This window comes from Sediminibacillus albus (genome assembly GCF_900101125.1).
In the GTDB taxonomy this organism is placed as follows: domain Bacteria; phylum Bacillota; class Bacilli; order Bacillales; family Amphibacillaceae; genus Sediminibacillus; species Sediminibacillus albus.
In genome coordinates this window covers 974,804-989,696 of record NZ_FNFL01000001.1, presented here as the reverse complement: position 1 = coordinate 989,696, position 14,893 = coordinate 974,804, and the positions used below count along the sequence as shown (strand labels likewise).

The following is a 14,893-nucleotide window of genomic DNA, read 5'->3' as shown; positions in this document are numbered from 1 at the left end:
TTCCAATTGGATTAATTACCGGCTCTGGCAGAATTATTTATTTTTCGTCGTTTCTTGCTTCTTGTCGAAAGATAAACTCCTGCAATTACAAGTGTCACTCCAATCACTTGAACCAGCCGGATTTGTTCTCCGAGAAATAAAGCAGCTCCTATCATCGTGAAAATAGGCAGAAAATTAAAGAAGATAGACGCCTGTGACGGGCCTACTTCTTCTACAGCTCTGTTCCACAATATCAAGGCAATCACAGAGGGGAAGATACCGAGGTGCAGTAAGCTAAGCATTTGCTTGCCTGAAATTGATGGAGCGGAGACAATCCACTCCGAGAATGCAAGCGGAAACAAGCAGGCTGCGGCAATCGCATACATTACTAACAGCCCGCCGTAGGTTGGGAATTTAGCATTATGCCGCTTTACTAAAATTGAATAGACAGCCCAAACAATAACAGCCCCAACCATCAAAAGATCGCCGATATTGAACTGTAAATGGTAAATCACTGCCAAAGACCCGTTTGCAATAACCCAGATAGCACCTGCAAGAGATAATATGACTCCAATCGTTTGGTTAAGTGTTAATTGTTCCCTTTTTAAAAACAGCAAACCTAGTCCAATTGTAAAAACAGGGGTGGTTGCTTCAATGATTGCTACGTTCGTTGAGGTGGTGTACTGCAGAGAAGCATAAACGAGTGCATTAAAAAACGCCATTCCAAACAGAGCTAAAGATAAGAGAGCTTTCCATTCCTTCTTCCATAACGGTATATTTTGTTTAAAGGATTTCCATCCAAGCGGCAATAACACGAGAAATGCAACTACAAAACGGAAAAAAGCAATGGTGAATGGCGGTAGTTCGTTAATTCCTTTACCGATTAATAAATTGCTAGAAAAAATCATCATAACTATTAATAAGAATAGATAAGCTTTCATGTTTGGATGTCCTCTCAGCTGCACATAGGGATTAAACTGTACTGGCATGTTAAATCAAGGGTTCAATTGTAACATCTTATCAGAGGTAACAGAAACAATTGTACATAAATTGAAGTCTTTATAGTAATTTACATAAACAGCATTTATAGAAAGGAGAATCCTTATTTTTCCTGGAAAACAAAAGAAATATGGTTTGTTATTACTTACAGGCATCGGTATTTCCAGTTTAGGAGATTTCATCTACCTGGTAGCCATCAATATTCTTGTAATCCAAATGACTGGATCGCCTGCGGCTGTTGCTGGATTATGGATAATGAGTCCGATTGCAGCTGTTTTCACCCAGTTTTGGGCGGGCACTGTCATTGATCGGATTAATCAACGCAAGCTGATGATTGTAACAGATATTATTCGGGCAGTGTTGATTGCAGTTATTCCTTTTATGTCATCCATTTGGTTCATTTATATTTTTTTGTTTTGTTTATCGGTTGCCAAGGCGTTTTTTGGGCCTGCATCTATTTCATATATGACAAGCTTGATTTCCGAAAAACAGCGGAAGCAATTCAACTCCTTCCGAAGTCTGATTACTTCAGGGGCCTTTTTAGTTGGACCGGCAGTCGCAGGAGCCCTTTTGCTCGTTACCACTGCAAGCATTGCTATCTGGATCAATGCTGCTTCCTTCTTGGTCTCTGCTTTTATATTACTCTTACTCCCCGATATAGACCAAGCAGAGAATCGGACTGCATCCCAGTCTATTCGTTTGCTTACATTGAAGAGAGACTGGCAGGAGGTACTTCTTTTCAGCAAAAATAACGCTGCCCTGATTCACATTTACCTGCTGGCCCAGTTTTTTATGGTTATTGCTTTGGGCATGGATGCCCAGGAGGTAGTTTTTACCCAGCAGGTATTGGGTTTATCTGAAACTGATTTTGGTTTGCTGATCAGTATCACGGGGATAGGATCAATCGCAGGGGCGGGGACGGTCGCAGTATTAGCCCGCAAATTGACGCTCAAGACGTTAATCGGCAGTGGATATGTCCTTGTAGCAGCTGGCTATCTCATTTACGCCTTTTCGTTTTCTTTCTGGTCCATAGCGTTTGGTTTTATCATTCTCGGCTTCTTTAATGCCTTTTCTAATACTGGATTGATGACTTTCTATCAAAATAATGTACCATTGCCGATTATGGGCCGGATAACAAGTGTTTATGGTACCTTTCAAAGCATTTTGCAAATAATATTTATCATGCTGATTGGTTTTACCGGAGAAATCTTTCCATTGCGTTATAGCATTGTTGCCGCCTCCATACTCATGGCAGTGATTAGTTTGGCAATAATCTTGCTGGTTCATCAAACGGCGAATAGAGACTTATTCAGGGATGAACAAACGCTGCCGCAAACGAAATGAAAAGGGGCACAGGAAGTCATTAAACAAAATATAGATTGGAGAGAAGAAGAGTGGGCGAAAAACCAAAGGAAAATCCGATAAAAAAACAAATCGGGGGTATCTTTATCCATGTCCGAAATCTGAAGAAATCGGTAAAATGGTACAGTGAACTTCTCGATTTCCAGTATGTACCCGATCAAGTAGAATCGCCAGTCTACAATCTGCCAGTAAACAGCAGTGTTTCCTTGACGCTGGATGATCATCGATTTGATCCTGAGTTTCAGCTTGATCCTAGTACCAACCCGGTATTCAATTTTCTCGTAAATGATATTGATGAAGCTTATCACTTTATCAGGGAAAAGAACATTCCGATTGTCCGGGAGATTGAAAGAGTCGGCGAAGATTTTGCCTGGTTCAATTTCACAGATCCAGACGGGAACGTAATTATGGCGTGTACAGGCTGAATTATACAATTATCCGATAAAGATTAGGGGGAAGTTGTTATGAACGAGAGACATGCCCTTATTATAGGAGGAACAGGAATGCTGGCTGATGTTTCTCTTTGGCTGACGGAAATGGGCTATCGTGTATCTGTCATCGGCCAAACCATTGAGAAGCACCGACAGCTTAGGAGAAAGGCGAAGGACCCGCAATTGCTCAACAGTTTGGCAATTGACTACAGCCAACTTTCCGTTGTCGAAACACATATAAACAAAGCAATGGATGAGAATGGGCCTATTTCACTTGTAGTCAGCTGGACGCCGGATTATCGATCGTTGGAACTTGTCGGCAGATTGGTCTCTGAACGGATTGCTGACTGGAAATTGTTCCATGTCAAAGGAAGCAGCAGATATTTAGAGGATGATCCGATTGAGATTGCAGCTAATTGCCAATATCGCAGCATCTATTTAGGATTCATCATAGAGGGTAGTCAATCGAGATGGCTGAACCATCAGGAAATTGCTTGCGGCGTAATCCATAATATAAAGAAAGATAATGACGTAGGCATTGTCGGTACACTGTCTCCCTATGAGAAAAGACCCGGTTATTAATCGCATCCTTGTAAAATTTACAAGTCAGCTGTTTTGCGGTAACATCCTTGCTAAAGTGAAAGTGTGGAGTTAAAAGGCTTATTTAGAAAAGGTGAAAGCATGGATATTCGACATCTGAAGTATTTTATAGAGGTCGCTCATTTTAAAAGTTTTACAAGAGCGGCCGATCATTTGTTTATTACACAGCCGACCATTAGCAAGATGATTAAAAACCTGGAATCAGAGCTTGGTGTCGAGTTATTTGACCGCTCGCGAAAAAAGTTAATCCTGACAGATGCAGGCAGGGTGATTTTGGAGCAGGCCCAGACGATTGATAAAGCTTTTGATAATTTGCAAACAGAGCTGGATGATTTATTAGGGCTTCAAAAAGGGCATATCCGGATTGGCCTGCCTCCTATTATGGATGCCGAGCGGGTCATTCGCATTTTGGGGGAATTTCACCAGTTATATCCTCATATTACTTTTCAGCTATTAGAAAACGGCACTAAAAAAATCGAAGAAGATATCAATCAGGACAACCTTGATGTTGGGATTACGGTGTTACCAACATCAGAAGAGAACTTTCACTATTTTTCTTTTAAGCAAGAAGAATTGAGAGTGGTTGTTCCTCCAACTCATCACCTGGCTTCCAGAAAACAAATTAAGCTGGAGGAGCTTAAAGATGAGCAAATCATCCTCTTTAATAAAGATTTTGCTTTGAACGACCGGATTTCCAGTGCTTGTAAAGAAGCTGGATTTTTGCCTACAGTTGTTTCAGAGAGCACACAGTGGGACTTTATCGGCAAAATGATTGCTGCAGATTTAGGAATCTCCATATTGCCATATAGTGTATCCCAGCTATTAATGGAGGATGTTAAAACCATTAAAGTAATTAGTCCAACGATCGAATGGGATCTAGCCTTCATATGGCGAAAAAATCATTATTTGTCATACGCCACCAAAGAATGGCTGAAGTTTACCCAAGAGCGTTTAACCGTGGAAAACATCTCTGACTAGAGATGTTTTTTTATTCGTTTTTTGTAGAAAGCGTCCCGCATATACGGATTGAAAGCAGTTGCATTGATTCTATCTATCATTTGAATAGCAAATAACCATTTTATTTATCATTCCGGCAGTCTTACACTTGTTATAGGAATTCCACAGAAAATCAATGAGGAAAGGAATGGAACCATCCTATGCAAGAAGCCAGGCGACCTCAGGAAAGTTTGATTGTCAACACAGACCAAGTAATGATAAATGATTTAAATAATTATAATACGCTTTTCGGCGGTGTTTTAATGAAAAAGCTGGATAACAACGCCACTTTGTCAGCACGGCGCCATGCCCGAGTGAAAGAATGTGTGACAGCTTCCACTGATTCGATAGATTTTTTGTATCCGATACATCAGACGGATTCGGTTTGCGTCGAGTCATTTGTATCTTATACCGGAAATAAATCGATGGAGATATTTTGCAAAGTAATTGCAGAGGACATGATTACTGGACACCGCCAGATGGCGGCGACTGCTTTTCTAACCTTTGTAGCTTTAGACGATGATAAGAACCCATTAAAGGTACCGGAGATTATCCCTGAAACTGCTGAAGAGCAATTTCTTTATGAATCAGGAAAAGAACGTGCAGAAATGCGGAGGAGCCGAAGAAAACAGAGTAAAGAGTTAACGGAAATCATTGGTTTGGAAAAACCGTGGGAAAAGGAAGGGGAAGGATGATGACAGGGAAAATAGCTAGCTTAAAAGAAATTTACCGGGCTAAAGAGGAATTGGAAAATCTGAAGCATCAGCATCCGAATTTATACGAACAGCTGATTCACGTGGTAAGCCTTACTAGGCAAATGCAAATCATGTATGGGTATATGGGTTCTTTATTAATGGATGAAGACCTGCCGGAATATCGACCAAGGTTTGTTCGAGAATCAATTCTTTCTCTTTATCAAGGAGAAGTGGAAAATTTGAAAAAACATCCAGAAATTCATTTCGTCAAAGCAATCATGAAAAGAAACCGGAATATAAGTGATTCAAAACTATTTTTGTTAATTCTGGGAGCCAAGCCCGAATTATTGCAAGGGTCGACGATTATGAAATAATCAACCTAATTGATTTAAAACTTACCAGGAATATAAAAAAGCTGCCCCCTCCGGTTATGAGGGGGTACAGCTTTTATATACTAAAACGTGTGACTTGCAAGGGTGGTGGCGATGGCATCTTCGATCTGTCTAATCCCTGAACTGGAGCCAAGATAGTTATTAATCAAGACGGAGAAAATCAGCTTTTCTCCATCCTGAGAAGTGACGTAACCAGAAAGGGTAGACACACTGGTAAGCGATCCAGTCTTAGCGATTACATTTCCTTTTGTTGGTTCAGCTGTCATCCTTGAACGCAACGTTCCGCCGACTAAACGCTCGGTCATGCCGGCGACAGGCAGCGAATTTTCGAAAGCAGGATACCAGCTTCTCTGCTGGGCAGAAAATAGCAGTTGGGTAAGGTCGTTTGCAGGTATATATGTTTTATGGGACATACCAGATCCATCACGAAGCTGAATGGTTTTTGGTGAAACACCTAAATCAACAACTGCATCTTTAATTACTTCTAATCCCTTGTCCCAACTTCCTTCATCCTTGAATACTCTCCCCATTTCCTTTGTCAATATTTCGCCATGACCGTTATTGCTAAGTTTCATGAATGGAATAAGCAACTCTTCCAAAGGCATAGACTTCTTTGAAGTTAGCAGACGGGCATTATCTGGTGTTTCAGCTGCCTTAACCGTGGATTTCCCGATAAAAGAAATTCCATGTTCTGTTAACGATTGTTTAAAGACATCCAGCGCATAGCCTGAAGGCTCCCACACGGATGACCAGGACTTGGAATTGGTCCCATTTAACGGCATTTCTCCCTCAATGATGATATTATTGGTACCATGCTCCCTTTCGATAGAAATATCTTTGGTACCACCTTCAGCAATCATTTCCGTATTATTGACGATGGTTATGTAGTCATTCTCAGGTGTGGCCCGAACAATCGCTGGGCTATCGATATCGTCTGACGGCATTACTTCAATGATTACTGTTCCAGCATCATAATCGTCATCCGGTGAAATAGTCAACGCAGATACCTGGGCACCAGTATAAAAGGGCTCATCTGACCAGTTCAAATCCTGAGATAAACGTATATCATCAAACCAGCTGTCATCTCCGATCAGATCACCTTTTATCTTAGTGATCCCTTTTCCCTTTAAATCGGCTGCGAACTGATTCAGGTCCTCTTTTAACAACGTAGGGTCACCTTTGCCTTTTAAATACAAATTTCCGTCGAGTACTTTTCCTTTTGTTTGCCCGTCAGTTAACACTTCTGTGGAAAACTGATAGTCAGGACCGAGCTTTTCCAAGGCAGCCGCGCTAGTAAGCAGTTTCATATTGGAGGCTGGGTGCAATCTTGTATTTCCTTCATGAGAAAAAAGAAGTTCTCCAGTTTCAGCTTTTCTGATACTCACTCCAGTTACAGTGCCGTTCAGTCGTTGATCATTCAGGATTGCTTCCAGTTTTTCTTTTAGGGTGGAGTTTTGGTCAATCTCTTCTGTTAAATCTGCGGATGCATCCACGAACAAAGCTTTTCCTTGATCAGCCATCGGCATTAATAGCAAAAGAGCGAAAAGGGCATACAGCATTATCCGTGTTCGATGATTTTTTTTATTCAACTTGCTCACATCCTATCATTTAATTATTTGAATATTTAAATAATAACGGAAAATGCTTGTCGAATGGGTAATATCAAGGAAAATCATTCCAATTACCTATTCGAAGTTCAGCTAAGGTTCAATAATAGAAAGGTGTACTTTTTAGGGGATCAGATAGTCGTATGTCTTACATCCTATGAAAGAGTTTGAGAAAAAGAATCAACTGCTATACATTAATAATAGCGGCTAAGTCGATGGAAGACAGGAGCAGAAAAATTTAACCGAAGTGTCGCCGCAGCAATTCGTTGATTGTACGAACCGGCGCAATGTAGGAGGAGATGCCCATGCTTCGAGCGGTTCTGTTTGATTTAGATGGTACACTGTTAGACCGGGATACCTCGATTCGGAAGTTTGTCAACGATCAATACGTGCGGCTGCATGCATCTTTGGGCCACATAAATAAAAATGAATACATGCGCAGATTTATTGAATTAGATGATGGTGGCTATGTTTGGAAAGACAAGGTATATCAACAATTGGTTACTGAAATTCCTCTACAATCAATAGCCTGGGAAAAGTTGATGGAAGATTACTTGGTTTACTTCAAAAAGAGTTGTACAGCTTTTCCGAATCTAATCCCTTTACTCGAGGAACTGAAAAGCAAACAGCTTGCAATAGGGCTGATTACCAATGGCAAAACCCGATTCCAGTTGGACAACATCAGAGCTCTTGGTATCGAAAAATACTTTGATGTTATATTGGTTTCTGAGTGGGAAGGGATAAAAAAGCCGGACAGGAGAATTTTCGAAAGGGCTTTAAGCAAGTTAGGTGTTGGTGCAGAAAATAGTATTTTTATCGGAGACCATCCTATTAATGACATAGCAGCTGCACAGCAGGCCGGAATGAAAACAATATGGAAACGAGCCGGGAAATGGAAAGATGTAAAAGCGGATTACACCATTAGTGATTTAGCGGAATTATTAACAATAAAAGAGCTATGCTGCACTTGCGAAGAATCCGGATAAACAGATAATCAGGTACTGGCATTACGCCAGGCCTGATTTTTATATCACTTTTTTTCTGGTCTTTTTAATAAAATAATTTAGACAGATTCTCATACTAAACAAGAAATCCTGAGGTGATTAGTTGCAGTTTGACAAACATACTTAACTGTCATATTATAAGTCTCATGGTATTTTGACCAGTCAGTCACTTTAGGTTACCGAATGGTTTTGACAGGGGTGAAAGAAATTAGTAAAAAGCAGGAATTAAAAGATATAGCGGTCACACTGTTTGCTGAAAAAGGATATCATCTGACTTCTGTTCAAGAGATTGCCAAGGCGTGTGGTGTTTCTAAAGGAGCTTTTTATAAACATTTTGAATCGAAAGAAAGCTTGCTTATTGAACTAGTAAAAGACAATCATCAAGCGATGTTTCAAAAAGCCCAATCAGTTCCACAATCTGATGCCTTACCAGCTAAGCAGGTATTGCAGCAAAGAATTACGATTGAATTGAAACAAATGAAGCAAAACAGCTCGATATTTTTACTTCTGTTTAAAGAATTTCCGTTAAACGAAAAAAATGCTGTTTCGTTTATGATGGAGGACTTCCGCTTGAAGTTATTGAAATGGCATAAGCAATCACTGAGGGAAGTATTCGGTGAAAGCGTCCTGCCGAATATATGGGACGTAGTCATCCTGTATGAGGGGATGATGAAAGAATTTTTGTCGCTTATCATATTCCATCGTAAGGAGCTGCCGGTTAACCGCTTGGCAGAGCTTATTGCTTCCAGTTTGGAAGCGATCATTCATTCATCAGAAAAACTGGAGCCAGTCCTCACGGAGGATTCTTTATGTGGGCCGCTAAATCAGGAAGAGAAGATGCTGGAAAATAAAATGCAACAGCAGCTTGTTGATGTTGAGAATAAATTGCATACCTTATCGCTGAAGGTTAATGAAAAGAAGAAGTTAGTATCATCCCTCAATCATTTAAAAGAAGAATGTAAACAGGAGCAGCCAAAATTATACTTAATCGAAGCATTGCTTCAATATATGAAAACAAAGGAAGGCTGGCATCAAGAAATTGTACAGCTGGAAGAAACGATTACCAGGCTATTTAGAGAAAAAGGAGAAGATTGATCATGCAAGAACAGGTTCAAGAAACAAAGCAACCAGACATAAAATTAGGAGCAATGCTAGCCGTTATGCTGATTGGTGCGTTTGTGGGGTTACTAAATGAAACATTACTAGCCACTGCGCTGCCTTCAATAATGGAGGATTTTGGTATCAATGAAAATAAAGTACAATGGCTGACGACAGCATTCTTATTGACCAATGGAGTAATGATTCCTATTTCTGCCTTCTTAATCGAGCGGTTTTCAACTAGAAAATTATTTATGACCGCTTTTAGTATATTTGGAATAGGTACATTAATTAGCTCGATATCCCACGTGTTCCCTATGTTATTAATAGGAAGGATTATTCAGGCATCAGGTTCAGGAATCATGCTTCCGCTGATGATGACTGTTATTTTAACTGTCATACCAAGAGATCGACGCGGAGCAGTGATGGGAATGGCTGGCATTGTTATTTCTTTTGCCCCGGCAATAGGCCCGACCCTTTCCGGCTGGATGCTCGAGTATTTCTCATGGAGATCCTTGTTTTATGTCGTGCTCCCGATTGTTATCCTGACTATTATTTTCGCTTACTTCCATATTAAAAACGTTACGAAACTGACTTATCCGAGGATTGATGTTCTTTCCATTATTATGTCTTCCTTAGGATTTGGCGGTTTGTTATATGGTTTCAGCAGCGCGGGGGAGGATGGCTGGTCAAGTACCAAGGTACTCGTTTGTTTGATCGGAGGCGGAATTATTCTGGCTTTGTTCATTTGGCGCCAGCTCGTATTAAAAACTCCGCTGCTTCAATTCAAAGTATTCAAATTTAATATTTTCTCATTGTCATTACTTATCACGATGATCGTGCTTATGTCGATGATTGGTGCTGAAACGCTATTACCATTATATATGCAAAATCTGCGTGGCTTCAGTCCACTTGAATCCGGGCTGATGCTTCTCCCAGGAGCAATCGTAATGGGAATTATGTCGCCGATTACAGGGATGATGTTTGACAAATTCGGCGCAAGGTGGCTGGCTGTTCCTGGATTGGCAATTGTAGCAGCGACTACCTTTATGTTTACTAATCTATCAATGGATACGTCCTTTACCATGCTGGCTGTTGTTTATGCAATCCGTATGTTTGGCCTGGCTCTCGCCATGATGCCGGTAATGACTGCTGGATTAAATCAAATTCCTGATGAATGGAATGCCCATGGGTCAGCAATGGCTAACACAATGCAGCAGGTGTCTGCTTCGATAGGTACAGCGATACTAATAACGGTTATGACAACGGCCGCAAAAAACTATCAGCCGGATATGTCAGCACTTGCAGGTCTGTCGCAGAATGAGGCCCAGCAGCAAGCGGCTCAAAGTGCCTTATTGAATGGCTACAATACCGCCTTCTTATTTGCTTCGATATTGGCGCTGGCAGGTATGGCATTAGCACTGTTTTTAAAAGGGAAACCTTCAACGAAGACTGAAAAGGCATAACAGAAAGCTAGTCCTATAGTTGCGACATGAATCCTTTCCATGGATTCATGTCGCTTTTATATTATGGTTAAAAGAATCGAAAGTCAAAAGACATCTAAAACCCAAATGATGGCCATCCAGTAAATTATAAGAGGTCTTCCATCCCTTCAATCTTTGAATAAATTCTTTTTACAAACGTTTCATCAAATTTGTTATACCAGGAGTAGGGGAGTCCAATATCGTTCATTAAAGAGATAAACTCTTCCACTAGATTGCCATCGTATTGTTTCCATGAACACTTCCGTAATTCATTAAATGCTTCGGAATAGCTCATCTTTGTCTTTTGATAGTTTCGCATATCATAGGTCATTGCATCAAAAGAGTCACAAATACGAATGATTCTTCCTTGAATAGATATTTCTTCGCCAACCAGTCTGCGGGGATACCCCTTGCCATTCCAATCTTCGTGGTGGTCTCTAATATACTCAGCTGAATGGACTTTTCCTAGTTCCTTACGTACTATTACATTGCCAATATGACAATGGCTTTCAATAATCGTTCTCTCTAATTGAGTAAAAGTCCCAGCCTTAAGTAAAATATCCTTTGATAATCCCATTTTTCCGATATCATGCAATAATGCTGCTATCCGCAAATCTTCATCATAATGGCCCACTTTTTTAGCAAGCATGGTAGATAAATACATAACCCTCATCGAATGATGTTTAAAATACTGAATAATTTCATTATCCTGAGCGATTTTTTCAAATAACGTTTCGGGAGTTCTTTTCACTTCCAATAAAACCAACCTTTCTTCATAGTTGTTTATTAAAATGCAGAAAATTCTTATAATTATTCTACTAGTTTGCTATTATTTTTCCTACTAATTCGCTAGAAAAAAAGGAGGATATTTCCTATGGGTCTCATAATAAAAAACCACACCAATCAGCTGGAGTGGTTTTTTGGAAAAATATATGGGCTTCAAATTAACAATCGATGGATAATTAGGAATTATATTTCAGCCACTGTACTTTATTTAGCATTTCATCCAATGCCTGAGAAATCTTCAGCACTTCTGGCCCATCCGGCTCTTTCTGGTAGGCTTTATACATACTTAGCCTTAGTTCTTCAATGTCTCTTTCTAGATCGTTTTTCATAGATACCCACAACCTTATTTTTATTTCTAGCAGTTATTATACATCATTTTACATTTTTTTCAAATATAATTAGTACTTTGTTCACATAAATATCTTATTTTGTTAAAGGAGGCCAATGTACCTTTATTGTTCGAATGGCATAGACTGTCATGAATATAATGATAAGGAGGAACAGAATATGTATAGTTCCTGGCAAGATTTGCCGCATAATTACGGTGATATGCCTTTTCGTGGACAGACTGGGCCTCAACCAGGCATTCCTGGTTTTCCATCTTTTCCGGGTGGCCAACCGGGAGGAGGTCCGCCAATAGGAGCCCCTCCGACAGGAGCTCCAACAGGACCGCCCCCGTCTTTCATTCCCCAGCAGCAGCTGCAAACCTATGCGATTGATGCTGGAGCTATCCGGGGCTGTTTGTATCGATTTACCTATGTATGGCTGGAAGGCTATCAGTCCTTTTGGTTTTTCCCGACCTACGTAGGGAGGCGGAGTATTGCGGGATACAGATGGACGGGATACCGTTGGGTATATTTTGGAATTGATTTAGATAGAATTGACTCCTTTCAGTGCGTATAAGCCTGGGAAGAGGCCATTAAACAAAGTAGAAAAAAAGGAGGAGCACGGTGCTGTGCTCCTGTTTCTGTTCTGTCAATTATGAGCCTAATTGGGATGGCAAAGAATTGCTTTTTTCGAGACGATCCTTGCTTGTTAACCGGGCAAAAATAGTAATTGAGGCAGTCCCCATGAGCAGAAATAAACATGATAGGACGATAGTCGGCAGGAAGCTGCTGAGAAAGATGAAGACTCCCGCTGTCATAACGCCTACAATCGTCATTAAACCAAAAACAGCCATATAAGAACTCCTGGCGTGGTCAGGCACCATATTGGCAAGCAGTGTTTGTTTTACGGGAATATGCATTAACTCACCCAAAGTAGCTATAAACATGGCAAGCAGTAAAACGATCGCCGAATCATGGAAGCTAAGCACGGTATAGCCAATAAAATAAAGAACCAATCCGCTCAGCAATACAGATCTGTCATTGAATTTTTTTAACAAGTATGTGACAAGAACAGTCAAGCAGACAACTAAAATCGTATTTTCTGTTTTTAATATACCTAGTAAATTGATGCCGTCTACTTTAAGCGCCAGGAATGGCAGTAACTGTTCGGGTTGGGCAATATCCTCAGCCAAACGGAGGCCGATAAAATTAGTTAACTGTTCTTCAATAGCGACGATTAGTAAGTTAGCTAATGCCAAAGCAATGAACGTTTTGTTTTTAATTACTTGCAGATAGGAAGACCACCCTGCAAAAAAAGAAAGGTTATTCCTTGTCATTGTGTTTATTGGGGCTGGCTTATATGTCTCTTTAATAAAGAAGAAAGTAATCAAAAGGGAAATCAAAGTGAAAAAAGCAACACCGATAAAGAGGAGAAAGTGATGCTCTTTAAAAAGAAAAGCACCGATAATTCCACCGATAGCTACAGCCAGGTTTTGCAGCCAGTAAGAGAATGTGTAGATCGCTTTCCGGTTATCCGGACTGCTTTCATCAATGATCATGGCTTGATAGGCAGGTGCAGCCATGCCAATAAAAAAGTGGATAAAAACAAATATCACAAAAGTAGCATACGGAAGACTAATCCAAGGGGAATTAACAGAGGCAACGGAGAGGAAGCCAATGAATACCATTGCTTCTGACAAGATAACCACATTTTTCCTGCCGGTTCGGTCCGAAGTATATCCTCCGGTAAAAGAACCAGCAATATTAGCTGCCATCACTCCTAAAAACATCCAGCCAGTCATAATTGTGCCCAGCTGACTGGAAAAAAAGATAACTAAATACGGTGTAACTGACATATTAGCCATCGTAGTCAAAAATTGCAAAATTAGACGAATTTGAATAGTCTGCGAAAACAGAAAGAAATTCATTTATTGTTCTCCTTACAGAAAAATTGATTAATCAATCGTTTTGAAGGGACCGGTTGATTACAGGGTATTCGGTCCAAATAATTGCATGGCGAAAGGTTTAAATGCATCCCAAACATCGTGCTCCGGTCCGTCAATAAGATTTAGCCTTAGTCCCATTAGAAAGGAGCTATAGGAGGTTGCGGCGTATATCGGCTGCAAATTACTGTTTAACAAGCCCTTTTCCTGGCCGTTTTCCACCAGTTTGGCTATTTTATATCTGAATTGATCATGAAACGTGTCCAGTTCTGTAAATTGTCGCTGGAAGCGCTGATGCTGGCCAATAACTTGGGCAATTAAACGAAGATAGGTACCGACACTGGAAAACAATTTAATATGCGTGTTCACCATATTCTCAAGTTCTGCAACAGGATCTTCCGCTTCCGTAGTGAAGTTCAGCAGGATAGTTGCATATTCATCTAGTCGATCGGTTACTGCATGGTGGAATAAATCTTCCTTGGTTGGAAAATAAGTAAACACGCTCCCGAAGCTAACACCGGAGGCTTTTGCTACTTTGGAAATAGTCGTGTCATTATAGCCTTGCCCGGAAAAAAGAGTGATTGCCTGTTCTAATATTTTTTCTCTTTTGGCGTTCATATTTTGTAATTGTTGTTCAGAAAGCGGCATGATAACCCTCCTATTTTAATGACTGATCAATCAATCAATTATGATTATATCTTTATTTTTTCACATTGTAAAATAGTTTTTTCAGTTTGTGTTGGTTGTTGGTTAGAATATTACAAGCAGAATAACGAGTGCTGATTTTTCAAAAGCTAGTCAACAATCAATAGGAAAGGAGGAATATGCCATGTCAGGAAGACGAGAAGGACCGAAACAACAAAAGCAGCCTAATCTGCCTAAAACCCCCAGCCAGCCATACGGAGAGCCATTGAGCGGTTCGCATAAAGTGAAAAAGGAGAACCATTCCCGCCAGAAAAGAAATCCCGGGCATGATATGTAAAACAAAAAAGACAGCCATCCGGCTGTCTTTATTACGTATCAAATTAATAAGCAAAAATATTGATAACCAGTTCCTCCCGCAGTACAGTGAAATTGTTTGTATATGTAAAGGGAGTCAAGTGGTGCTGTACATCTTACTCCCAGCTGGATACTTGAAAAAGGCTGGGACTGGTACGTTATGATAGAAAACAATGGTTGTAAATTCGTTCT

Annotated in this window: 17 protein-coding genes; 11 read left to right on the top strand and 6 right to left on the bottom strand. The window is 40.3% G+C overall.

The genetic code is table 11. The features are described from left to right. Window positions 1-11: 11 nt before the first annotated feature. A complete protein-coding gene (locus BLR93_RS05080) occupies window positions 12-920 on the bottom strand; it encodes a DMT family transporter (protein WP_093211813.1) in 909 nt (302 codons plus the stop codon). Between the two features lie 193 nt (window positions 921-1,113). Between BLR93_RS05080 and BLR93_RS05075 the strand changes: the two genes are divergently transcribed. The 6 genes from BLR93_RS05075 (at window position 1,114) to BLR93_RS05050 (ending at window position 5,436) form a co-directional block, all read left to right on the top strand. Further along, window positions 1,114-2,322 (top strand): MFS transporter, encoded by a 1,209-nt coding sequence (locus tag BLR93_RS05075; protein WP_093211811.1) that lies wholly within the window; start codon window positions 1,114-1,116, stop codon window positions 2,320-2,322. Between the two features lie 50 nt (window positions 2,323-2,372). After that, window positions 2,373-2,765 (top strand): VOC family protein, encoded by a 393-nt coding sequence (locus BLR93_RS05070; protein WP_093211808.1) that lies wholly within the window; start codon window positions 2,373-2,375, stop codon window positions 2,763-2,765. A gap of 39 nt (window positions 2,766-2,804) precedes the next feature. Beyond that, the gene (locus tag BLR93_RS05065; RefSeq protein ID WP_093211806.1) at window positions 2,805-3,353 is read left to right on the top strand and encodes a Rossmann-fold NAD(P)-binding domain-containing protein; all 549 of its coding nucleotides are present in this window, start codon (window positions 2,805-2,807) and stop codon (window positions 3,351-3,353) included. A 99-nt stretch (window positions 3,354-3,452) separates the two neighbouring features. Beyond that, the gene (gene cidR, locus BLR93_RS05060) at window positions 3,453-4,349 is read left to right on the top strand and encodes a cidABC operon transcriptional activator CidR (protein ID WP_093211804.1); all 897 of its coding nucleotides are present in this window, start codon (window positions 3,453-3,455) and stop codon (window positions 4,347-4,349) included. Between the two features lie 179 nt (window positions 4,350-4,528). Further along, entirely contained in the window at window positions 4,529-5,062 is a 534-nt protein-coding gene (locus tag BLR93_RS05055; RefSeq protein WP_093211802.1) for an acyl-CoA thioesterase, read from the top strand. Then, on the top strand, window positions 5,062-5,436 hold the full coding sequence (locus BLR93_RS05050; RefSeq protein WP_093212380.1) for a hypothetical protein: 375 nt from the start codon (window positions 5,062-5,064) through the stop codon (window positions 5,434-5,436). Before BLR93_RS05055 ends, BLR93_RS05050 begins: the two co-directional genes overlap by 1 nt. 80 nt (window positions 5,437-5,516) lie before the next feature. Here the strand turns inward: BLR93_RS05050 and dacB are convergent, their stop codons facing one another. Next, a complete protein-coding gene (gene dacB / locus BLR93_RS05045) occupies window positions 5,517-7,013 on the bottom strand; it encodes a D-alanyl-D-alanine carboxypeptidase/D-alanyl-D-alanine endopeptidase (RefSeq protein WP_093212378.1) in 1,497 nt (498 codons plus the stop codon). A gap of 353 nt (window positions 7,014-7,366) precedes the next feature. On the opposite strand from dacB, the gene BLR93_RS05040 reads away from it, so the two are divergent. The 3 genes from BLR93_RS05040 (at window position 7,367) to BLR93_RS05030 (ending at window position 10,629) form a co-directional block, all read left to right on the top strand. Then, a complete protein-coding gene (locus tag BLR93_RS05040) occupies window positions 7,367-8,047 on the top strand; it encodes an HAD family hydrolase (RefSeq protein ID WP_093211800.1) in 681 nt (226 codons plus the stop codon). Between the two features lie 216 nt (window positions 8,048-8,263). Next, window positions 8,264-9,160 (top strand): TetR/AcrR family transcriptional regulator, encoded by an 897-nt coding sequence (locus tag BLR93_RS05035; RefSeq protein ID WP_175559247.1) that lies wholly within the window; start codon window positions 8,264-8,266, stop codon window positions 9,158-9,160. 2 nt (window positions 9,161-9,162) lie between these two features. Beyond that, on the top strand, window positions 9,163-10,629 hold the full coding sequence (locus BLR93_RS05030) for an MDR family MFS transporter (RefSeq protein ID WP_093211796.1): 1,467 nt from the start codon (window positions 9,163-9,165) through the stop codon (window positions 10,627-10,629). A 124-nt stretch (window positions 10,630-10,753) separates the two neighbouring features. Here the strand turns inward: BLR93_RS05030 and BLR93_RS05025 are convergent, their stop codons facing one another. Both BLR93_RS05025 and BLR93_RS05020 read right to left on the bottom strand, forming a co-directional pair. Next, window positions 10,754-11,398, bottom strand: coding sequence for an HD-GYP domain-containing protein (locus tag BLR93_RS05025; RefSeq protein ID WP_139184400.1), 645 nt, complete (start codon window positions 11,396-11,398; stop codon window positions 10,754-10,756). 211 nt (window positions 11,399-11,609) lie between these two features. Continuing rightward, window positions 11,610-11,762 (bottom strand): aspartyl-phosphate phosphatase Spo0E family protein, encoded by a 153-nt coding sequence (locus BLR93_RS05020; protein ID WP_093211794.1) that lies wholly within the window; start codon window positions 11,760-11,762, stop codon window positions 11,610-11,612. A 178-nt stretch (window positions 11,763-11,940) separates the two neighbouring features. Here BLR93_RS05020 and BLR93_RS05015 point away from each other — a divergent pair, with 178 nt between their 5' ends. Continuing rightward, window positions 11,941-12,336, top strand: a complete 396-nt coding sequence (locus tag BLR93_RS05015) for a hypothetical protein (RefSeq protein ID WP_093211792.1) — start codon at window positions 11,941-11,943, stop codon at window positions 12,334-12,336. A 76-nt stretch (window positions 12,337-12,412) separates the two neighbouring features. Here the strand turns inward: BLR93_RS05015 and BLR93_RS05010 are convergent, their stop codons facing one another. Beyond that, window positions 12,413-13,687, bottom strand: a complete 1,275-nt coding sequence (locus tag BLR93_RS05010) for an MFS transporter (protein ID WP_093211790.1) — start codon at window positions 13,685-13,687, stop codon at window positions 12,413-12,415. 57 nt (window positions 13,688-13,744) lie between these two features. After that, window positions 13,745-14,350 (bottom strand): TetR/AcrR family transcriptional regulator, encoded by a 606-nt coding sequence (locus BLR93_RS05005; protein ID WP_093211788.1) that lies wholly within the window; start codon window positions 14,348-14,350, stop codon window positions 13,745-13,747. A 181-nt stretch (window positions 14,351-14,531) separates the two neighbouring features. Here BLR93_RS05005 and BLR93_RS05000 point away from each other — a divergent pair, with 181 nt between their 5' ends. Further along, a complete protein-coding gene (locus BLR93_RS05000; RefSeq protein WP_093211787.1) occupies window positions 14,532-14,684 on the top strand; it encodes a small acid-soluble spore protein P in 153 nt (50 codons plus the stop codon). Window positions 14,685-14,893 lie beyond the last annotated feature (209 nt).